The organism is Mesorhizobium sp. W067 (assembly GCF_054719525.1).
The window spans coordinates 5,431,482-5,452,343 of record NZ_JBTTII010000001.1 but is presented as its reverse complement, the minus strand read 5'-3'; the positions used below and the strand labels follow the sequence as shown (position 1 = coordinate 5,452,343).

At 63.6% G+C, this 20,862-nt stretch carries 19 protein-coding genes and 1 pseudogene; 10 read left to right on the top strand and 10 right to left on the bottom strand.

What is annotated here, in order from left to right; translation table 11 throughout:
• Positions 1 to 2: 2 nt before the first annotated feature.
• The 7 genes from dhaL (at position 3) to ACYG97_RS26570 (ending at position 5,804) form a co-directional block, all read left to right on the top strand.
• A complete protein-coding gene (gene dhaL / locus ACYG97_RS26600) occupies positions 3 to 605 on the top strand; it encodes a dihydroxyacetone kinase subunit DhaL (protein WP_023732533.1) in 603 nt (200 codons plus the stop codon).
• The gene (gene dhaM, locus ACYG97_RS26595; protein ID WP_023690004.1) at positions 602 to 991 is read left to right on the top strand and encodes a dihydroxyacetone kinase phosphoryl donor subunit DhaM; all 390 of its coding nucleotides are present in this window, start codon (positions 602 to 604) and stop codon (positions 989 to 991) included. Before dhaL ends, dhaM begins: the two co-directional genes overlap by 4 nt.
• Before the next feature lie 21 nt (positions 992 to 1,012).
• Positions 1,013 to 1,315 (top strand): HPr family phosphocarrier protein, encoded by a 303-nt coding sequence (locus ACYG97_RS26590; protein ID WP_023684207.1) that lies wholly within the window; start codon positions 1,013 to 1,015, stop codon positions 1,313 to 1,315.
• Positions 1,299 to 2,885 carry a phosphoenolpyruvate--protein phosphotransferase gene (gene ptsP, locus ACYG97_RS26585; RefSeq protein WP_023732534.1) on the top strand — a complete coding sequence of 529 codons (1,587 nt, stop codon included), beginning with the start codon at positions 1,299 to 1,301 and terminating at the stop codon, positions 2,883 to 2,885. Before ACYG97_RS26590 ends, ptsP begins: the two co-directional genes overlap by 17 nt.
• Positions 2,886 to 2,895: 10 nt before the next feature.
• Positions 2,896 to 3,321, top strand: coding sequence for a hypothetical protein (locus ACYG97_RS26580; protein ID WP_023668784.1), 426 nt, complete (start codon positions 2,896 to 2,898; stop codon positions 3,319 to 3,321).
• A gap of 22 nt (positions 3,322 to 3,343) precedes the next feature.
• On the top strand, positions 3,344 to 4,330 hold the full coding sequence (dhaK, locus tag ACYG97_RS26575) for a dihydroxyacetone kinase subunit DhaK (protein WP_023668785.1): 987 nt from the start codon (positions 3,344 to 3,346) through the stop codon (positions 4,328 to 4,330).
• A 448-nt stretch (positions 4,331 to 4,778) separates the two neighbouring features.
• Positions 4,779 to 5,804 (top strand): nucleotidyltransferase family protein, encoded by a 1,026-nt coding sequence (locus tag ACYG97_RS26570; protein ID WP_023732535.1) that lies wholly within the window; start codon positions 4,779 to 4,781, stop codon positions 5,802 to 5,804.
• A gap of 17 nt (positions 5,805 to 5,821) precedes the next feature.
• Here the strand turns inward: ACYG97_RS26570 and ACYG97_RS26565 are convergent, their stop codons facing one another.
• The 4 genes from ACYG97_RS26565 to ACYG97_RS26550 form a co-directional block, all read right to left on the bottom strand.
• A complete protein-coding gene (locus ACYG97_RS26565) occupies positions 5,822 to 6,817 on the bottom strand; it encodes a phosphoenolpyruvate carboxykinase (ATP) (RefSeq protein WP_023732536.1) in 996 nt (331 codons plus the stop codon).
• On the bottom strand, positions 6,814 to 7,248 hold the full coding sequence (locus ACYG97_RS26560) for a lasso peptide biosynthesis B2 protein (RefSeq protein WP_023668789.1): 435 nt from the start codon (positions 7,246 to 7,248) through the stop codon (positions 6,814 to 6,816). Before ACYG97_RS26560 ends, ACYG97_RS26565 begins: the two co-directional genes overlap by 4 nt.
• The gene (locus ACYG97_RS26555) at positions 7,248 to 7,535 is read right to left on the bottom strand and encodes a PqqD family protein (RefSeq protein WP_023684213.1); all 288 of its coding nucleotides are present in this window, start codon (positions 7,533 to 7,535) and stop codon (positions 7,248 to 7,250) included. The genes ACYG97_RS26560 and ACYG97_RS26555 overlap by 1 nt, the downstream gene beginning before the upstream one ends.
• A gap of 545 nt (positions 7,536 to 8,080) precedes the next feature.
• Complete coding sequence (locus ACYG97_RS26550) at positions 8,081 to 8,737, bottom strand: DUF2259 domain-containing protein (protein ID WP_245260737.1); 657 nt, start codon at positions 8,735 to 8,737, stop codon at positions 8,081 to 8,083.
• 358 nt (positions 8,738 to 9,095) lie between these two features.
• On the opposite strand from ACYG97_RS26550, the gene ACYG97_RS26545 reads away from it, so the two are divergent.
• Both ACYG97_RS26545 and ACYG97_RS26540 read left to right on the top strand, forming a co-directional pair.
• A complete protein-coding gene (locus ACYG97_RS26545) occupies positions 9,096 to 11,003 on the top strand; it encodes a propionyl-CoA synthetase (RefSeq protein ID WP_023732537.1) in 1,908 nt (635 codons plus the stop codon).
• Positions 11,004 to 11,074: 71 nt separating this feature from the next.
• On the top strand, positions 11,075 to 11,776 hold the full coding sequence (locus tag ACYG97_RS26540; protein ID WP_348524264.1) for a metallophosphoesterase family protein: 702 nt from the start codon (positions 11,075 to 11,077) through the stop codon (positions 11,774 to 11,776).
• Positions 11,777 to 11,865: 89 nt separating this feature from the next.
• Here the strand turns inward: ACYG97_RS26540 and ACYG97_RS26535 are convergent, their stop codons facing one another.
• From ACYG97_RS26535 to ACYG97_RS26510, 6 genes are all read right to left on the bottom strand, one after another.
• Positions 11,866 to 14,244, bottom strand: a complete 2,379-nt coding sequence (locus tag ACYG97_RS26535; RefSeq protein WP_023732539.1) for a polysaccharide biosynthesis tyrosine autokinase — start codon at positions 14,242 to 14,244, stop codon at positions 11,866 to 11,868.
• Positions 14,245 to 14,434: 190 nt separating this feature from the next.
• Complete coding sequence (gene galU / locus ACYG97_RS26530; protein WP_023668795.1) at positions 14,435 to 15,331, bottom strand: UTP--glucose-1-phosphate uridylyltransferase GalU; 897 nt, start codon at positions 15,329 to 15,331, stop codon at positions 14,435 to 14,437.
• A gap of 75 nt (positions 15,332 to 15,406) precedes the next feature.
• Positions 15,407 to 16,357 (bottom strand): glycosyltransferase family 2 protein, encoded by a 951-nt coding sequence (locus ACYG97_RS26525; RefSeq protein ID WP_023732540.1) that lies wholly within the window; start codon positions 16,355 to 16,357, stop codon positions 15,407 to 15,409.
• Entirely contained in the window at positions 16,347 to 17,294 is a 948-nt protein-coding gene (locus ACYG97_RS26520; RefSeq protein ID WP_023732541.1) for a glycosyltransferase family 2 protein, read from the bottom strand. The genes ACYG97_RS26525 and ACYG97_RS26520 overlap by 11 nt, the downstream gene beginning before the upstream one ends.
• Positions 17,291 to 18,286 carry a glycosyltransferase family 2 protein gene (locus tag ACYG97_RS26515; protein WP_023732542.1) on the bottom strand — a complete coding sequence of 332 codons (996 nt, stop codon included), beginning with the start codon at positions 18,284 to 18,286 and terminating at the stop codon, positions 17,291 to 17,293. Before ACYG97_RS26515 ends, ACYG97_RS26520 begins: the two co-directional genes overlap by 4 nt.
• Positions 18,287 to 18,330: 44 nt before the next feature.
• Positions 18,331 to 19,503, bottom strand: coding sequence for a glycosyltransferase (locus ACYG97_RS26510; protein WP_286439494.1), 1,173 nt, complete (start codon positions 19,501 to 19,503; stop codon positions 18,331 to 18,333).
• Between the two features lie 177 nt (positions 19,504 to 19,680).
• On the opposite strand from ACYG97_RS26510, the pseudogene ACYG97_RS26505 reads away from it, so the two are divergent.
• Positions 19,681 to 20,847 (top strand): annotated as a pseudogene (locus ACYG97_RS26505) (polysaccharide pyruvyl transferase family protein); the annotation flags it as partial.
• Positions 20,848 to 20,862: the final 15 nt, after the last annotated feature.

Below are 20,862 nucleotides of genomic sequence, written 5' to 3'. Positions count from 1 at the left end.
ACATGGCAGCGTTCGACCTTGCCAGGCTGATCACCGCCGCCGCGGACACGATCGCCGCTCACTCGGAAGAGTTGACCGCGCTCGACCAGGCGATCGGCGACGGTGACCATGGGCTGAACATGAAGCGCGGCTTCGAGGCTGTGCGCGCCGATGCCGGGGCGTTCGCTGCAAAGCCGCTGCCCGAGGCGCTGAAGGCGATCGGCACCAAGCTGGTGATGACGGTCGGCGGCGCGTCCGGGCCGCTGTTCGGCACATTGTTCCTGGCGCTGGGCAAGGAGATTTCAGGAGAGCCGGATCGCCCCAAGCTGACGGCTGCTTTCGGCAAGGCAATCGAGGCGGTGGCCGCCAGAGGCAAATCGCAGGTCGGCCAGAAGACGATGCTGGATGTGCTGTATCCGGTGCATGACGCGCTCGCGAATGGAAAGACAGGCTCGGAAATCGCTGATATTGCCGACGCGGCTGCCGAAGCGACCGTGCCGATGAAGGCAACACGCGGTCGCGCCTCATTCCTCGGCGACCGCTCAATCGGTCATATGGATGCCGGCGGACGCTCTGTGGCGCTGCTGGTGCGGACCGTCGCCGAAACCGTCGAGGGCCAAGCATGAGCAATGTCGGCATCGTCATCGTCTCGCATTCGCCGCTGGTTGCCGAAGGCACGGCCGACATGGTGCGGCAGATGGTGGGCGACGAAGTGCCGCTTGCATGGTGCGGCGGAAACGGCCATGGCGGGCTCGGCACCAGCGTCGAAGCGATCATGGGCGCCATCGACAAGGCGTGGTCGGAGGCGGGCGTCGCCATACTGGTCGATCTCGGCGGCGCCGAGACCAATTCGGAAATGGCGGTGGAAATGATCGGCGAGCCGCGGGCGCAGAAGATCGTCGTCTGCAACGCGCCGATCGTCGAAGGCGCGGTGATGGCTGCGACGGAGGCGTCCGGCGGGGCCTCGCTGAAGGAAGTGGTGGCGACGGCGCATGAATTGTCGCCGTCGTGAGCGAACGGGAATTTTGACCTGATGTCCGCATTTGCCGAGGCCACCGTCCTGATCACCCACGAGGTAGGTCTGCACGCGCGCCCTTCGGTGAAGTTCACCAAGCTTGCCAAGAGCTTTGCCGCCGAGGTGGAGATTGCGCTTGCCGCCAACGGCCCATGGTTCGACGCCAAGAGCATCGTCAAGGTGATGGCGGCCAGGGCGCCGAAAGGCACCATGCTGCACATCCGGGCCACAGGCGACGGCGCCGATGATGCCGTGAGAGCGCTGGCCGAGCTGGTGCGACGCGGTTTCGACGAGGATGCGGGCCATGCCCGAACCGCTTAGGCTGCAAGGCATTTCGGCCTCGGCCGGCTATGCCGAGGGGCCGTTGTTCAACCTCGACAACGGCACCGCGCACTACACGGGCAAGGCGAGCGCCGCGGACGAGAAGGCCGCATTGGAAGCAGCTATCGCCAGCGCGACGGACCGGCTCGCGACCCTGATCGAAACCGCCGATGACGAGGCCGCCGGCATTCTCGAATTCCAGCTCGCCATGCTTGGGGACGAGGCACTGACCGGCCCGGCTTTTGCCGCGATCGCGTCCGGCATGCCGGCTGACATGGCCTGGCGACAGGCGCTGGACGCCGAGATCTCCGGCTACGAAACGTCAGACCAGGACTATTTCCGGGCTCGCGCCGCCGATATCAGCGATATCCGCGACCGCGTGCTGCGCGCCCTTACCGAGGAGCAGGAGAGCGCTCCACCAGCGGGCGCCATTCTCTATGGCGAGGACATCGCGCCGACGCGCTTTCTCGAGACCGACTGGAGCACCGGCGGCGGCATCGCGCTGAGGGCCGGCAGCGCCGCCAGCCACGTCGCCATGCTGGCGCGCTCGCGCGGCGTGCCGATGGTGGTGGGGCTTGGCGCTTCGCCGGCTAACCCCGTCGGTCTGGCTCTGCTCGATGCGGAGCATGGCGGTGTCGTGCTTTCGCCGACCACGACCGAGATCGAAGCGTTCCACCGGTCCTCGTCCTCGTTTGTGGCACATCGAGACAAGGCCGGAGTCTATCTCGCGAAACCGGCGGTAACCCGGGCCGGGACGACAGTGCGCGTGCAGGTCAACATCGCCGATCCGTCCGAGGTCGACGGCATCGACATTTCGACCTGCGACGGGGTCGGGCTGATGCGCACCGAATTCCTGTTCGGCAAGGCGCCGCCGGACGAGGAGACGCAATACCAGGCCTATCGCAAGGTGCTGGAATGGGCAGGCGACAAGCCGGTGACCATCCGTACCGTCGACGCCGGCGGCGACAAGCCGGTGCCGGGCTTCACCGTCGAGGAGAGCAACCCGTTCCTCGGGCTGCGTGGCATCAGGCTGTCGCTGGCAAGGCCGGAGGTGTTTCGCGTACAGATCCGGGCGCTGCTGCGCGCGGCGGTGCACGGCAATCTGAAGGTGATGTTTCCGATGATCGCCGTCGCGGAGGAATACCAACGCGCCGCCGCTCTGTTCGTGGAGGAGCAGGCCGGGCTTGCCGCGCGCGGCATCGCGCAAAAAATGCCGCCGCTCGGCATCATGGTCGAGGTGCCTTCGGTGGCGATCGCGCCGGAGGCGTTCGCCGATGTCGCCTTCTTCTCGATCGGTTCGAACGATCTGACCCAATATGTAATGGCGGCTGCCCGCGATAACGCAGCCGTGGCGCTTCTTAATTCTGTCCGCCATCCCGCCGTGTTGCGGCTGATCGGCTCGGTTGCCGCTTTTGGCCTGCGCGCGAAAATCCCAGTCAGCCTGTGCGGCGATGCCGGCGGCGATCCGGCATCGATCCCGGCACTGCTCGAGGCCGGCCTGCGGGATCTCTCGGTGGCTCCCGCCCAACTCGCCATGGCCAAGGCGGCCATCTCGGATGCATCGGTCTAGGATGACTGAGATGGCCGACAAGACACCAGAAGCCGGCTCGGAAGAGGCGATCCGCGCCTACAAGACGATCCTGTCGCAGGTCATCGACCAGCGACCGTCGGGTATGCGACAACGCCTTGCCGACGCGCTTGGCAAGCACCGCAGCTTCGTCACCCAGATTTCCAGCGCGGCCTATTCGACCCCGATCCCGTCAAAACATCTGCCGGCTATTTTTTCGGTCTGCCATTTCAGTCCGGCCGAGCGCGATCAGTTTCTGGCTGCCTATCATCTGGCGCATCCCGGCAAGATGTCGGTTGCGGCAGGCATGCGCAAGACCCGGCATGTCTCGCTGATCGTGCCCGATTTCGGCGACGACAAGCAGAATGCAGCGCTCGACAAGGCGATCAACGAATTCATCCAGAAGATCACCAGCATCACCGGCAGGAGTGGCGGCTGATCGTGTTGTGTCGGGAGGACACATGAAGAAGTTTATGAATTCCGTCGACACGGTGCTGACCGAAAGCCTCAACGGCTTCGTTGCAGCTCATGCCGACATCCTGGTGCTGGGCGAGGAGCACAAATTCATTCGCCGCAAGGTGATGAAGCCGGGGAAGGTGGCGCTGATCTCGGGCGGCGGTTCCGGCCACGAGCCGTTGCATGCCGGCTTTGTCGGTCACGGCATGCTGGACGCCGCCTGCCCCGGCCAGGTCTTCACCTCGCCAACGCCGGACCAGATACTGGCGGCGGCCGCCGCCGTCGATACCGGCGCCGGCTGCCTGTTCATCGTCAAGAACTATGAAGGCGACGTGATGAATTTCGACATGGCCGGCGAAATGGCCGACGGCGTCCTGCAGGTGGTGATCAATGATGACGTCGCCGTCGAGAATTCGTCCTTTACGACCGGCCGGCGCGGCGTCGCCGGCACGCTGGTGGTGGAGAAGATCGTCGGCGCCGCCGCCGAGCAAGGCATGGCGCTGGCGGATCTCAAGGCGCTCGGCGGTCGCATCAACAGCGCGACGCGTTCGATGGGCGTGGCGCTGACCAGTTGCACGGTGCCGGCGGCCGGCAGGCCGACCTTCGAGATTGGTGATGGCGAGATGGAATTCGGCGTCGGCATTCATGGCGAGCCCGGCCGGCGTCGCGACACGTTGAAAAGCGCCGATGCGATCGCCGAAGAGATTTGCGCCGCGATCCTGGGCGATCTCGGCGACAGGGCGAAAGGCCCGGCACTGTTGTTCATCAACGGCTTTGGCGGCACGCCGCTGATGGAGCTCTATCTGATGTACAACAGCGCCCGAAACATCTTCGAAAAACAGGGCGTGACGGTGACCCGCTCGCTGGTCGGGTCCTACGTGACATCGCTCGACATGGCCGGCTGCTCGATCACGCTGACCATGCTGGATGACGAGGCAACGTCAATGTGGGACGCGCCGGTGCACACAGCCGCGCTGCGCTGGGGACTGTAACGGAGGGGCCTTGCCCATATCCCGAACAGGCGGCTTATGAACTTGCCTTAGCCTGCGGGACCGGACGGACCGTTACCCGCAGTCACGCCGACAGATTGCCCGCCTGCAGCGCGGCTTGCCTTGCGGCCGACCGCTCCGGCTTCATCCAAACCGAAGCCGTAGAAGTCTTATCGCGGTATCGGCAGCGACGGCCCGGCCACCACGCTGGACAACTTTCCTGCCTTGCGCAGCACGGGCGCTTCATACTTTTTCTTGGCCATTCCAAACACCCTTTTCAGTCCAGTGCAAAAGAATGGACCGAAACCGTGGAAAGTCAATTCATGAGCTGGTTCTGCCACCACACGCTGGCTTCATGCATGCTTTTCTGCAACATACGCTCCTCTGAGTTGGTTGTTTGACGCAATTCCGGACGGGAATTGCTGATGTGGGCGAACGCAATCCGGGTTTGATGCTGCCATCTCTTGCGCCTGCCGATGAAAAACTGCTGCTGACCTTCGCCGACCCGGAGGCGCCGGCTGCCATTGGCCGTGACGTTGCTGCCGAAAGCTTGCTGGCACTGCTCGTCAATGCCGAGTTCCACGGCGTGCTTCCCATCATGCTGCGCAAGCTCAGCGAGATCGGCGACGCCCGACTGCCTGCGGACGCGGCCTTGCGGCAAAAGCTGTCGGAACTGCGTGATCAGTCGACGCTGGCGACCGGCCAGTCGATGCTGCTGCAATATCATGGCGACCGCATCATCAAGGGGCTCGCCGCCGCCAGCGTGCCGGCGCGCATCGTCAAGGGGCCTGTCTTCGCCCGCAAACTTTACCGCCACGCCGCCGACCGGCCTTTCACCGACATCGACATTCTGGTCGAGCCGGCCAGCATCGCCGCAGCCAACGCTGTGATTGCCGGATGCGGCTTTGAACTCTGGAGCGAGGAGACGCAGTCGCAGGACCTGCAGGAGTTCAAGTGGCTGGAGAAGGAGAATACCAGCCTGCTGATCGAACTGCACGGCAACCTGGTGCATGATTCCGGCATGCGGCGGCGGCTGTCGCTCGGCTTTCGCGAATTGCAGATCATCGACGGCAGCGAGGCCGACACGCCGGCTGCGCTGCTGACCATCGCCATTGTTCACGCCGCCGGCGGGCACAAGTTCCACCGGCTGCAGCTTTGCGTCGACGTGCTGCAGGGCGTGCGCGCGCTGCGGTCGCCCGCGGATGAAGACCGGCTTTTCGAGGCGGCGCGCATCAGCGGCATCGAGCTCGAACTGGCGACGGTTCTCAATGTGACGGGGCGGCTGTTTGATGCACCGCGCGCGATCGAACTGGCCGACCGCATCAAGCCCGACCTCTCGATATTTTTGGCCAAATGGCTGATCACCGGCGATACGCTGCTCGGCGTCAATTCCAGGGACAAGATGCATTCGCGCCTGCGCCGCGACGCCTTCCGCTGGATCCAGCGGCTCGCCAGGCCAAAGTCACGTTTTGCCTGAACTTGCCGCGCCGGCCGTCAGTCCGGCGCCGGCAGCGCGGCGCGGATCAACGGTGACGCCTCGGCCGGTTTTTCGCCGACTTCCAGGGTAAAGGTCGGGACGGCTTTGACCAGCGTTGCGATAGTTGCCATGCGGCGCCTCTGCGCCGGCAAAAGGCCGGTCATGCCGGTCCTGACATTGTCGGTGGCAAGCGCCACCAGGGCGTCTGTCCTGGTCATGGGCACGAGCCGGGTTTGCGCGTCCGCCGAGCGGGCGAGATGAAGCAGTGCCGCAACCGGTCTGCCGACAGTCTCCTCGATGCGGATGATCTCGGCGAGACGTTCCAGCGAGACGGCCTGCTCGCCATTGGCGTCCCATTTGTCGCCAAGGCAAGGCGCCACGAAGGGCAGCATTGCCGCCGTGTGGCGGTGGACCTTCACCTTGCGCGGCAAGCCCCAGGCCGTGATGCCGCCGCCGGCCAAAATCTTGAGGATCATGGCGTCATCAGAGCACAGGCCGAAGCCTTGCGACGCCAGCGCCAGCGACGTCGTCGACTTGCCGGTGCCGCTCGGCGCATGGATCAGCACCAGCGCCTCTCGGCCGGGCAATGTCAGGCCGGCGGTGTGCAGCATGTGCTGGTCGCCGGCATCAAGTGCTGCATCCAGCACCATCATCAGCACCGTCCATTTGACCTTGGCATCGGGATGGACTCGTATCTCGGCCCAGCCTCCATCGGCATTGATCGAGACGGTCTGCAGGCCGGGAAAGACCAGATGAACGGTGCCGCCACCGTCGATCAGCCGGCAATGGCCGTCCTCCGGCACGTCGCCGTCGAAAGCGAGTTTTCCGGCAGGCGATTCCGGTAACTCCCGCGTCTCGACGATGTCGACGCGGAAATCGGGCTCGGCCGGCCCGCTCACGCGCAACGTGCCGAGCATGAGGTCGAAGCTCGGCCAGAGATCGGCCCGCGAGGCCGATATGCTGATGACCTGGCCCTGGAGATCGTAGCAGAAGGTGGTCGCCGGACCGGTCAAGCAGCGTGTGCCTTTCCGGCATCGGCGTGATGGCGATAGATCTGGACCATGCCGGGGAGGCTGTCCGAGACCACTGGGCGGCCATCGAGACAGACCCAGCAATGAGCAGACATACGCGGCGCCTGCATCGACTTCGGATCGACGCCGAAGCGCAGATCCGGATCGAAGCCGGCAAAGCGCAGGAAGCGGTGGGCGAGCAGGCCCTCGCGCAGGCATCTGCGGTCGCGCATCAGCCAGGGGTGCCGGACGGTCCGGTTGACGGCAGCGACGATGTAGGCTGACGACAGGCCGCGATAAGGGGTGGGTGCGCTGAGCGGCGCCCATTTCAGCACCGATTCGAAGCTGCGGCGGCCGATCAGGGTCGGCATCAGCCGCGCGCTTGCCCATAAATGGACACGAAACAAAGCGCGCAGGAGAACGCCGTCCACCATCAGGGAGCCGGGTCGGCGAGAATGCCTTCGCTCACCAGTTCGGCGGCCAGCGCCGCCATGTCCTGGTCGAGCGTGCCCTTGTCGACCTCGAACTCGTCAGACAACAGGACGACGATCTGGTCAAGGCTGCGGGCGCCGTCCACCTTGTCGAGAAAGGCTTCGGTGGTGCCGTTGCAGGTGTAAAGCTGGCCGCTGCGCGCCAAGAGAACGACTGCGCCATCGCCGACATGCTGGACCGAGGCGTCGTCCGCGAGCCGCAGAACCATTTCAGAACCGATTTGGGCCATGGAGCCCCTCCACCATTTTCCTGGAGAGCAGATAGCGCGGCGATGCGGGTCTGTCCATTGCGCGGACGAGAGTGAGAACAGGCAGGCCTGACCGTTCTGTGGCAATCCGGCAACGCCACCATCCTCACGACACAGGCAACCGAAGCCTAATGGAGACATCCAACTTCAGATTGTGGTAACTTCCACATCGTTCAGAGCCTGAGAACAGGGAAGCACCCCAGAAATAGTCGGTGATTGCAGCTGGGAATCACCGCCGCAAACTGTCAAGCCAGCTATCTCGCAGGGTCAAGGTCTTGCTTTTCTTACCTAAAGTAAGCTATGGAGTCGCGGGGTTTTGGGAGAGCATTGGGTATGCGTTACAATTGGGAGCGGGCTCCGACCGCGTTCGAACGTCATCGAAAAGCATTGGCAGCCGCCATATTGATTGCGGGTGGCGTCGGGCTGATGCTGGCGGCCTTGCCGCTTTAAGAGCTTATATCCGACACGAACGCCCTGCTTTTCCGGGCGCATGAGCTTTTTCTGCCTGCCACAAGGGGGGCCGCAGCTTAGCGTGCCTGGCCGGTTACGGCGATGAAGCGGCGGTCGCGTCCTTCGAAGCCCTGGCTGAAGCGCTGCACCAGCACCGCCACTACCGCGGGCCTGCCGGGCGGGGTGTATTCGTAGGATTCCGACAGGCTGTAGGAAGTCGGGCAGTTGCGCGAGCCCGGCACGGCCTTGTCCTCGTGCAGCACCTTGAACGGCTTGCCGTCCTGCCCCTGCAGCGACAGGCGGAAGCCGCGGGCCTTGCCCGTCTTGTCCCCTTCAAGTGTCTTGTCGCCTTGAAGTGTCTTGTCGCCCGGAAGAACTTGGTCGCTTGGCTTCGCGTCATCAAAGCTTGCCGAGCAATCCTCCTTGCTGTCGGCAAGGATCTCATCGAGTTGGATGGTCGAAATCTGTGTTTCGCCATAGAACGGCGACAGCCATTTCTGCGCGGCCTGATCGAGGCGACGGATGTCGTTGTAGTCGACCGTGTCGTCCGGGAAGGTGAACCTGTCGGAGGCCGTGCGCGTGCCGCGCTCGGCGATGGCATATTTGGCCAGGATTGGCGCGGCCTGCTTTGCGGCCTGCGCCCGTGCCTGCTCCACCGTCGTGGTCGCCTCTTCCGATTCATCGAGGACAAGGATCGGCTTGCCGCCGACGAACTCGTCTGTGCTTGTGTCGATGATGTCGATCTGCGACCAGCCGGAAACGGCAGCGTCGAGCTCGCCATATTGCTCGAAGGCGAAATATTTGCCGTCGGGGGAAAAGCCGATGATGCGCCGCGGGCGGCATCGCCGGCCTGGGCGGCGAAAACGATCGTCAACAGCAGCGCTGCTCCAACGGCAGATCCAACCCCGTATCGTACCGTCATTGCGCGCCCTGCCCCGGTTTCAAACCCGGCCATGGTGCCTGCAATTTATGGCCAAGGCGAGATCGGCCAAGCCCCAAATTTCGGGAAAGACATGGCATTTGGGGAAAGACGTGGCCGGGAAAACCCGCATAGGCTATTGCAAGATAGAGAGTTTTCCCGAGGAGGGATGAATGGCGTCACGCTACCACGAGGTCTATGACGGCTGGAAACGCGACCCGGAACAATTCTGGGCCGATGCGGCCGAGGCGATCGACTGGTATTCGCCGTGGGCCAGCGTCTTCGATGCCAAGGCGGGCGTTTACGGGCGCTGGTTCAACGGCGCCAGCTGCAACACCTGCTTCAACGCTCTCGATCGCCATGTCGCAGGCGGCCGCGCCGACCAGATCGCACTTATCTACGACAGCGCGATTACCGGCACGGTCAAGAAATTCACCTATGCCGAATTGAAGCGCGAAGTGGTAGCGCTGACTTCGGTGCTCAAGAACCGCGGCATTCGCAAAGGCGACCGCGTCATCATCTACATGCCGATGGTGGCCGAAGCGGCGGTCGCGATGCTTGCCTGTGCCCGCATCGGCGCGGTGCATTCGGTGGTGTTCGGCGGCTTTGCCTCGCACGAGCTCGCCACCCGCATCGACGACGCCAAGCCGAAGCTGGTCATCTCCGCGTCCTGCGGCCTGGAGCCTGGACGTGTCGTGGCCTACAAGCCGCTGCTCGACAAGGCGATCGAAATGTCCCGCCACAAGCCGGACGCCTGCCTGATCCTGCAGCGCGACCAGCTGCGCTGCGATCTGAGGGAGCATTACGATATCGATTTTGCCGACGCCGTTGCCCGCGAGCGCGCCGCGGGCGCCAACGTCGATTGCGTTCCGGTGCTCGCCACCGACCCGCTCTACATCATCTACACCTCCGGCACGACCGGCCAGCCTAAGGGCATCGTGCGCGACAATGGCGGCCACATGGTCGCGCTCAAATGGACGATGGAAAACGAATTCGGCGTCAGACCGGGCGAAGTGTTCTGGGCGGCCTCCGATGTCGGCTGGGTGGTCGGCCATTCCTACATCGTTTACGGACCGCTGCTGCATGGTGCGACAAGCGTGCTGTTCGAGGGCAAGCCGATCGGCACACCCGACGCCGGCACCTATTGGCGGGTGATCGCCGAACACGGCGTGGTCGCGCTGTTCACCGCGCCGACAGCCTTCCGCGCCATCAAGGGGCAGGACCCCAAGGGCGAATTCGTGCCGAACTACGATCTGTCGAAATTCCGCACTCTGTTCCTGGCCGGCGAACGCGCAGACCCGGAAACCATCAAATGGGCGGAGCAGAAACTCAACGTGCCGGTGGTCGATCATTGGTGGCAGACCGAGACCGGCTCGCCGATGACCATCAACCCGGCGGGCCTCGGCCTGCTGCCGGTGAAATACGGCTCGCCCGGCGTGCCGATGCCGGGCTACGACATTCGCGTGCTCGACGATGCCGGCCATGAAGTGCCGCGCGGCACACTTGGCAATGTGGTGGTGAAACTGCCGCTGCCGGCCGGCTGCCTGCCGACGCTGTGGAATGCCGACGAGCGTTTCCGGCAAGCCTATCTCGAGGAATTTCCCGGCTTCTACAAGACGGCCGATGCCGGCATGATCGACGAGGACGGCTACCTCTATGTCATGGCGCGCACAGACGACATCATCAATGTCGCCGGACACCGGCTGTCGACCGGAGCCATGGAGGAGGTGCTTTCAGCGCATCCCGATGTTGCCGAATGCGCCGTCATCGGCGTCGCTGACGCTATGAAGGGCCAGGTCCCGCTCGGCTTCGTCGTGCTCAATGCCGGTGTGTCGCGCGATACCGCTGCCATCGAAGGCGAAGTGGTGGGGCTGGTGCGCGAACGGATCGGCCCTGTCGCGGCCTTCAAGACCGTGGTGACGATCAAGCGCCTGCCCAAGACGCGCTCCGGCAAGATCCTGCGCGGCACCATGCAGAAGATCGCCGACAAGGAAGAATGGACGATGCCGGCGACCATCGACGATCCCGCCATTCTTGACGAGATCACCGCGGCGCTCAAAGCCCGCGGCATCGGGGTCTGACGGCCCCAGTGGCGTTGTTTCAGCGGTCCAGACCTCCCCGGCCGGCGCCGCGCGAGCGCCTGGAAATGGATATGGACGACACCGTCGTCTACGCGATCGGCGACGTGCATGGCTGCTACAAGGAATTGCTGTCGCTGGAGCAGAAGATCCAGCTCGACGCGCTGCAATTTCGCGGCCGCAAGATTATCGTCATGCTCGGCGACTATATCGATCGCGGGCCGCAATCGGCGCGCGTGCTCGACCACCTCTTGGCTCTGCCGCCAACAGGGTTCCTGCGCGTCTGCCTGGCGGGAAACCACGAAGTGGCGATGCTGAACTATCTCGACGGCTATCTGTCGCGGGACCGCTGGCTGGCGGTCGGCGGCCTCGAGACGCTGTTTTCCTATGGGGTCGATCCGGCGCGGCTTGCCAGCCTCTATGCCTCAAGCGACGCGGTCGACCGGCGCGTGAAGGAAGTCATTCCGGCCAGCCATATCGACTTCCTGCGCAGCCTGCCGGTGCTGCTCTGTTCGGATAAATTCGTTTTCGTCCATGCCGGCATCAGGCCGGGCATCGACCTGGTCGCACAGGATGAGCAGGATCTGCTCAACATCCGCGACGAGTTCTTCAACGCCGCCTATCTGCTCGACCGCTTTGTGGTGCATGGGCACACGCCGGTCGATATCCCCAGGATTGACGGGCGAAGGCTCGGCATCGACACCGGCGCCTTTCAAAGCGGCCGGCTGACAGCGCTCAGGATCGCCGGTAAATTCGGCAAGCTGATCTTTTCCTGACCTGCCGTGCTTCTTCGTTTGAGCGTGATCCTTTCCGAAAACCGGATCCGCTTTTCCGGATCACGCTCCTTTTCAGGATCGCGCTCCGTTCAGGCGGCGGTCTTGGCCCGCACGTCCGATTTCTCCAGATAGTAGGTCGAATAGCGGTCGAAGAACTTTTCCGAGCCGCCGAGCGAGCCGTATTTCGGCAGCTTCTTCAGATCGACCTTGTTGAGCACCGCGCCGACGACCTTGCTTGCGACGTAGGGTTCCTGCTCCAGCAGCGAGCGCACCATGGCGCGCGGCGTGCGGCCCCATTCGGCAACCAGCACGAAGCCGTCGACCAGCGGCGCAAACGCCTTGGCGTCGACCACGGGGCCGAGCGGCGGCAGGTCGACGATGATGTACTCGAACGTCTCCTTGGCGTTGTCGATGAAGCGCCGCATGCCGGCCGACGACAGCAGCTCGCTGGTGTGCGAGAACTGGCCGCGCAGCACGGCCGGGATGATCGCCAGCTTGGTCTGGCGGTCGACCTTGCCGACCGACTGCCATGTCTGGCCGTTGACCACGGCCTCCATCAGCCCCTGCTCGGCCTCCATGCCGAGGTTGCGGCTGAGACCAGGATTGCGCAGATCGGCGTCGATCAAAAGCGTCTTCGAGCCGTTGGCGGCCAGCAATCCGGCGAGATTGGCGGCGACCGTAGACTTGCCCTCGCCGGGCAGGACCGAGACCACGCCTATGACCCGGCTGCCTTGCCCTTCCATGACGACGTCGAAGGCGATCTTGGCGTTGCGCAGCGTTTCGGAGAACATCGATGCCGGCGCATCGACGCTGACCCGCATGCGCGCCCGTTTCTCGACCGCCGACAATGTGTTGGCGCCTTTGGCATCCGCCGCACCGTCGTCGGCGTCCTTGCCGAGCCTGCCGCCGATCATCGGCAAATAGCCGAGGAATTTGAGGCCGACGCGATCGCGAATGTCCTCGCCGGTCCTGAAGAAGCGCTCGTTGAACTCATTCAGGCCACCAAAGCCGGCGCCAAGCAGCACGCCAAGCACCAGCGACAGCGCCAGCACCCTGGATGTGCGCGGGCTTGAGGCGGAAAGCGGCGTTGAGGCATCCGAGATGATGCGGACCTTGCCGACCGGGAAGGATTGCTGCTGCGAGGCCTCCTCGTAGCGGCTAAGGAAGGTCTGGTAGAGCGTGGTCAGCGCCTGCGCCTGCTGGTCGAGTTCGCGCAGTTTGACCTGGCTCTGGTTGTCGATGGAGCTCTTGCCGGCCGCGTCGGCGATCTTCTGCCTCAGTGAGGTCTCGCGTGAAAGCGCGACTTCATATTCATTGCGATAGCTTTCGGTCAGTTGCTTCAACTCGCCGAAAATCTGGGTCGACAGGTCGGCCTTTTCCTTGGCCAGCGCCACCGCCTGCGGATGGTCGGCGCCGAAATTGGCCGTCACGTCCTGCAGCCGCTTGGCCACTGCGAGATAGCGGGTCTTGAGCGTTGCAATGACGGAGCTTGCCGGCTGATCGCTTGAGATGGCGGAATCGTTGAAGGCATTGTCCGAGCCGCTTTCGACGATGGTCTTGTATTGCTGATAGCGGGCGCTGGCGCGCGCCGTATCGGCCTGCGCGACGATCAGTTGCGCGGTGAGATCGGCAATCTGCTTGTCGCTGATCAGCTGGCCGTCGCTGTTGGCGGCCAGACCATGCTCGGCCCTGAATTTCTCGACCGCCATAGCGGCCGCCTGTGAGTTCTGACGAAGCTCGGTCAGCCGGCCCTGCAGCCAGACCGCAGCGCGCTCGGTGGCGTCGAAGCTGGCATTGAGCTGGTCGGCGAGATAGGCGTCGGCATAGGCCTTGGTGATGGCGGTGGCGAGCGCCGGATTGGTCGACTGGTAACCGATGGCGAGCACATAGGAGCGGCCGTTGCGCTGCGCCAGCACCTCGCTCTGCAGCTTCAGCACGGCATAGTCGTGGCGCGCCGTCTGCATCATGGCCTGGCGTGTCGCCTCATCGACGTTTTCCATGCCGGGAATCTGCTCGGCGGAACTTGAGCGGAAATAGCCGATCACGCCGCGCACGAAGCCGATGCCCTTGACCAGCGCCGATTGCGGCGGGTTCATGAACTCTGCGTTCTGGTCGAGTTTCAGCTTGTCGACCACCACCGAGGCCAGCCGCGCCGAGGTGATGATTTCGATCTGGCTGAGCAGGGCGGCGTCGGTCTGCATGGTGACGGATGCAGCCGAGATGTCGTCGATGACCTTGTTCAGGCCTTCGTCGATCAGCACGCTGGCGACCGACATGTATTGCTTGGGCGTGGTCTGCAGATAGAGCAACCCCAGGAACAGGCCGATGATGGCGCAGACCGCCACCACCTTGACCTGACGCGCCGCCATGCCAAGCAGGCGCTCGACGTCGATGAAGTCTTCACCCTTTTCCTGATCGGGGTTGGGCAATGGCATCCTCTTGTCGAGAGGAAAGCTGGCATAATTCATCTTCGATCCAATTCTAGGTTACAGGCGCCGGAGCGAGACGGGTCAGGTCCCACCTCGTCCGAAGCTGCGGAGATCGGGGGCAAGATATGCAACGCAAGCTTCATGCCATCCGGCGCCGGGCCTGAGCGGCCAGGCGTGCAGGCATGAGCCGCGCCATCGTCCAAACGCATATGCCCTCGAAAGATGGGCATTATGCGGCCACTTCCTGACGCTCATGCGACCGCACGAACGCCTGCAGCATTTCCAGCACAGGTCCCTTCATGTCGTCGCGCGCCAGCGCGAAGGCGATGGTCGCCTCTATGAAGCCTTCCTTGGAGCCGCAGTCGAACATGCGGCCATTGAAAGGCTGGGCAAAGAAAGACTGGCTTTTCGCCAGCCGCACCATGGCATCGGTAAGCTGGATTTCGTTGCCGGCGCCGCGCTGCTGGTTGCCCAGCAGCGAGAAGATCTCGGGCTGCAGGATGTAGCGGCCGTTGATGTAATAGTTCGACGGCGCATTGGCCGGCGCCGGCTTTTCGACCATGGCAGTCACCTCGAAGCCGCTCCCTGTCTCGGCGCCGCGCCCGACGATGCCGTATTTGCTGGTCTCGCTGGGATCACAGCGCTCGACGGCGATCACATTGCCGCCGGTCTGCTGATAGAGATCGACTGTTTCAGCCAGGCAACCTCGGCGACCGAACGACACCATATCGGGGAGCAGCAGGGCGAAGGGCTCGTCGCCGATGACTTCGCGTGCGCACCACACCGCATGGCCGAGACCATGTGGCGACTGCTGGCGGATGAAGCTGGTGGCGCCGGCCACGGGCAGCATGCTTTCGAGCGCCTCCAGCTGGGTCTTCTTGCCGGTTTGTTCGAGCGTTCCAATCAGTTCGGGGTGCAGGTCGAAGTAGTCCTCGATGACAGCCTTGTTGCGGCCGGTGACGAACACGATGTGCTCGATGCCGGCTTCGAAGGCCTCGTCCACCGCATATTGGACGACCGGCCGGTCGACCACGGGCAGCATCTCCTTCGGAATCGACTTGGTTGCCGGCAGGAACCGTGTTCCAAGCCCCGCCACAGGGATGACTGCCTTCCTGATTTTCTTCATCGCAAATTCCTTCTGAGCAGATCGATTTCAGCCTGTTGCAGGCCACGAACAAACGTCTTCATGTACTCGCCCTCCTTACCTCTCCGCGCCGACGGCAAACTGCGCCGCCACCCTTTTGAGGCGGACGGCGATCGGCATCGACATGTGCCTGACAGCCGCCGGATCACTTAGCGCGGTGCGTATCGCTTTCAACGGCGAACGCGCCTTGATGTGCTGGACCAGCGACAGGAACGATGCCGCCTTGCGCAGGCTGCGGGCGCGTTTGGCGAAGGCGGCCGCAGCAGCAGCGTCCATGGAATTGGTCTCGGCGAAGACCGCGTCGGCCTTGCGCATCGCCTCGATATGGTGAAGCTCTAGCACGCGCGAGATCGAGCCCGTGCGGATGTGGTAGATATAGCCGGTCGTCGGCTCGACGACGCATTTTCCGCTCTTGGCCAGCGCGTTGGCGAGCAGGATGTAATCCTCGCCTATGCTCAGACTTTCATCATAGCGAAGCCCGTTTTCGATCAGGAAACGGCGCTGGAAGATCGGCTTGAGATAGCCAAGGTTGAACGTGGATTCGAAAACGATGTTGCCAGCGATGTAGTCGGCGAGCGTGATTTCACGCAGGCCCTCCAGATATTTGGCGGGAAACATCGTCGCTTCGGCAATGCCGTCCTCGCGCACCACCTGGAGGTTGTCGACGGCGATTACAGCGCCCGCACTTTCGGCTCGCGCGATCATGGCGGCGAGCCGCCCGGGCAGGACGGCATCGTCGGAATCGAGCACCGCGACCCAGCGGCCTGTGGCGAGGTCGAGGCCGGCATTCCTGGCGCCGCCAGGGCCACGATTTGCCGGCAGCGCAACCACTTTGACGACATTTTTTGGATAGGCTCTTGCGACGTCGAGCGTGTTGTCGCGCGACTGGTCGTCGGCGACGATGATTTCGACGCTGACATCGCGCTGGGCCATGGCGCTTGCGATCGCCCGGTCGAGCGTGGCCGCGGCATTGTAGGCTGCGATGACAAAGGAGACGTCAGGCTGCACGCTTGCCTCCTTGCTGCGGGGAAGACAGTCCGTATTGGCGAATTTCGCTGATACCGACCAGGCCGCTGACGACGCCGACATGCATGATGCCGCGCAGCACGCTGCGGTTGCGGCGGACCGGGCTAATCGCGGTCAACGCCGCCATGCCGAAGCAATAGGCGGCCTTGGCCGAGGCGAGGCCGACCTCCTTCGCCCGACGGACTGCGCCCGCATTGTGGCCAACAAGGTGGCCATGCGTCTGACCGAAGCGGAAGCGGCGGCGGCGCAGCCAGTCGAAAGCGGCTCGCGAACGCGGCACGACTTCCTCGACCAACGCCTCCGGCGCAAAGGCGATGCGACCGCCTGCCTTGACCATGCGGTCGAAGAATTCGGTGTCTTCGCCGCCGCTCTGGCCGCGCGCCAGGCTGAAACGACGGTCGCGCAAGCTGTCGGCGCTCATCCTCAAAAGGACGTTGCAGGTGTAGCCGGTGCGGATTTCGCCCTGCACCCAGACCGGCAAGGTCGAATGGAAATCGCCCTTGCGCATCCAGTCCGGCGCATCCGGGCGGTAGAGCGCCCGCACCGGACCGAGCACGGCCTCGGCGCCGCTTGTCTCCGCGATAGCAATCAGTTCGGCCAGCCATTGCCGGGAAGCGGTTTCATCGTCGTCGATGAAGGCGAGAAAATCGGCCGTGCTGGCATCAAGACAGGCGTTGCGGGCGACCGAGATGTTGCGCGCCGGGGCGTGCCGGTAGCGGACCACGAGCTTCAATTCGCTCGCCAGCGCGGTCACCAGCGGCTCGGCGGTCGGCTCGTCGTCATTGTCGGCGACGATGACGCCGATGCCGAAACCGGCAGGCATATCCATGGCAGCGAGCGACCGCAGCGTGTCGGCCAGTTCCGGCCGCCGGAACGTGCAGACGCAGATGTCGATTCGGCGGCTGTCGGCGACCATCATGCCACCCCGCGCTGCGATCGCGAGCCGAGCAGTTGCAGCCAAAACCCGAGCGACCAGCCGAAATGCATGACCATCGCCGAAATGCCCGCCAGCACATTGTTGGGATTGCGCTGGCTGATGGCGGTCACAGCGCCGTAGCCCAGACAGACCGAAGCCCAGACCAGCAGCGGCACCGCCGCCAGCCAGTGGATAAAGGAAAATACCGCGAGAAGGACGACCGGCGCCACCAGCAGCGGGATCATCTGCCGAACTTTCGGGATCATGCGGTGCTTGAGCACATTCTTGGCGCGGCCGCGGCCATAGCCGAGATATTGGAAATACAGGCCCTTCAGCGACGAACGCGGATAGTAGACCATCTGCGTCTTGCCGCTCATCCAGATGCGGTAGCCTGCCCGGCGCAGGCGGTAGTCGAGTTCGGCATCCTCATTGTGGCTGAAGGTCTCGTCATAGCCGCCGACCGCGGTGAAGGCCGAGATCCGGATCAGCGCGTGATGGCCATGGTCCACCCATTCGCCGGCGGAAAGGTGCCGGTGCTTGGAGCCGCCGGTGCCGAGCTTGGAATTCTGCGCCGCCGCGACCGCTTTCTGCACCGCGCCGCTGCCGCTGGTCAGCATCGAGACGACGACCGAATCGGCTGAAGTGGCGAGCGCCTCCTCGACCAGCCGGTCGCAATAATCGGCGGGATAGCCGCCATGGGCATCAATGCGGATCAGGTATTCGGCGCCGTCACCGAGGCTGGCGACGGCGAGATTGATCGCCGCGCTCTGGATACGTTTTGGGTTGTGCAGGAGGACGACCTGAGGGTCCTTGGCCGCAACCGCTTCGACAATGGCCAAAGTACCATCGGTGCTGCCGCCATCGGCAACGACGATGCGGGCGCCGAGCCTTAGCGCTGCCGGCCTGAGCTGCTCGAGCAACGCGCCGATATGGGCTGCCTCATTCAGGCACGGAATGACGATCAGGCTCGACGGCAGCGCTTCGGTTTGCGTCATCGGCGCCTTCCCATGCTCTGTATTTTTCCCATCATCAGCCATCGCTAAGCCAGCGCTTCGGTGACGAAGGGACCGGGGACCGCCGCCAGACCGCGCAGCCTGTCGACAAAGGCGCGGCAGTCGCTGCCGTCGTAGCTCCAGGTTCGTGGGTTGCGGGCCAGCACGCGCGCCTTGGCCTTGCCGAAGTGCTCCTGGTCCATGCGGCCGAGCGCGGTTTCCAGGATTTCGGGCGTGGCATCGGAAAGCAGGATGCCAATGTCCTGCTGGTTGAGAAAGCGCCCCGTCTCGGTATTGCCCATCGAGATCGGTACGGCGCCGAAGCGGCAGCCCTCATAGAGGCGGTTGGGCAGCAACCATTCCGAATTCTGCCCTTCCTCGAAGAAATCGATCGCCCAGGAAAAATGCACTTCGCCGTAGATCGCGGCCATGTCTTCCGGGTTGCGGTAGGGGCCACGAAAGGAGAGATAGGGTTCGGCCTCGACAAAAGCGTGGAAATCCGGGAATTCCGAGAGTGCCGGACGGCCCCGGAGGACGACCTCGAAGCGCCCGCCCTGACGGCGCGTGAAGTCGGCCAGCAGCTCCAGCGAGCGGCGGCAGCGCAGCGCGCCGAACCAGCCGATGCGCCACGGGGGTGCTGCAGGGTTTTCGGCCTTTGACCTGTCATCCAAGGCGATCGGCGCGGTTTCGAAGTATTTGTTTTCGACCAGTTCCACCGGTGCGGCGACCTGCCCGAACGGCTTGAAATAATTGGCGATGAAGGCCGGTGAGCTCGTCACCAGAAGCTTCACGTCGCGGGCGAGATAACGCTCCGCTGTGCGCAGTGCTTTGCCCAGCATGTCATTGCGCAGCACCAGGCGATGGATGTCGAGGCATTCGTAGACGATCGGCACGCCGCCGCGAAAGGCGGCCTTGGCGCGCCTGGCCAGCGCCAGCATTTCCAGATTGCGCGCGATGATGAGGTCGGGCTTCGGCATCGCCGCAAGCTTTGAGCCTATCGACAGCGCCGCCTTGGCGACCGCCGCCAGACGCTGGCCGAATCGGCCGTCACGCGTCGCGCCGAGGTCGACCGGCTGCAGCCCCTCGACGTCGGGAACAGCATTTGTGGTCCGACGGAAGCCGGCCAACGTGACCCGCGCGCCGCCTGCCTTGAGCATTATGATCCGCCGGCGCACCGCCGGGTCGGAAACATCGTGCACAAGGTACAAGACATGCAGCATGAAAACTCGACCGCTGTTGGCCCACCCACGGGAATGCTAACCCAGCTTTTGCTGCATCGCAACATTTTTGGTGCGCCGTAGCATAAGTGCACGTTTTTTGTTGCACTGCAAAATTGATGCGTTACCCTCCGTCGGGCTTGAGCGCCGCTCTGGCTGGTCACCCAGCCCGATGCAGCGATGGATTGTGACGCGAGCCGCATCGGGATCGTCCTGGCGTGGGTATTTTCGGTCACCATGCCCGTCCTAGGCACCGCAGGCCACGCCGCGGAATCTGCTGACGAAATGAGGTATCCCATGAAGATCGTCGTTGAAAACACAGTCTGCCTGAATACCGGGGATGCGGCGATTCTGCTGGCGATCCGCCACATTCTCAAGACGATCGTGCAAGGCGACGTGCGGTTTGCCGTCTTCGACAGCCAGCCCGAAGTTGCGGAACGACTCTATCCGAAGACGGATTATCCCGACCTCGAATTTCATAAGCTGCTGTCGGAATCCCTGTTCCGATACAAGAATGGCAGCGGGCTGAGGGACCGGTTCAAGCCGATCTACAATCGGCTCGTTCTCCAGGCCCTGCGCTGGTTTGGCAGCAGCGCGCTAGGCAATTTTTTCAGCCATCGCGACCGGCGCGGTCTCGATATCTACGCCGACGCGGACATGGTGGTCACCACAGGGGGAACCTATCTCGTCGAGAACTACAATCTCGAACGACGCCTCAATCAGTTCAGGCTCGATGCCGTATTTGGCAAGGATCCGGTCTTCTTCACGCAATCCCTCGGTCCGTTCGACAAAAGTTACAACCGCCAGGAGCTCGGCCCGATCTTTAACCGCAGCCCGCTCGTCCTGCTGCGCGACGAACGGTCGCGGACCCATATCCGGGATTTGGTGAAGGATCTCGGCAAGTGCCACGTGGTGGCCGATGCCGTATTCGCCTTGGCGGATACCGACAGGATCGGCAAGCGTCTCGCTTCCAGCCAGCCGCCGGCGTCGACGGGCCGCGTCGCTATTTCGGTCCGCCACTGGAACTACGTCAGCGACGGTGAGGGCGGCATGCGCCGCTATCTGGATTCGATCCGCGAGATCGCCACAATTCTTGTCAGGGACCTTGGCAAGGAGGTGACCTTCGTCTCCACGTGTCAGGGCGTGCCGGAATATGCCCATGACGATTCCAAGACCGCGCAGGCCATCGTTGCCAAGCTCGATCCTGAGATCGCCAGCCACATGACAGTGGACGCTTCGTTCCACACGCCGGACCAGTTGATGGCGCTGGTGAAGGGCTTCGACTTCGTCGTCGCGACGCGCATGCATATGATGATCATGTCGCTTTGCGTCGGCACGCCGGTGCTGCCGATCGCCTACGAG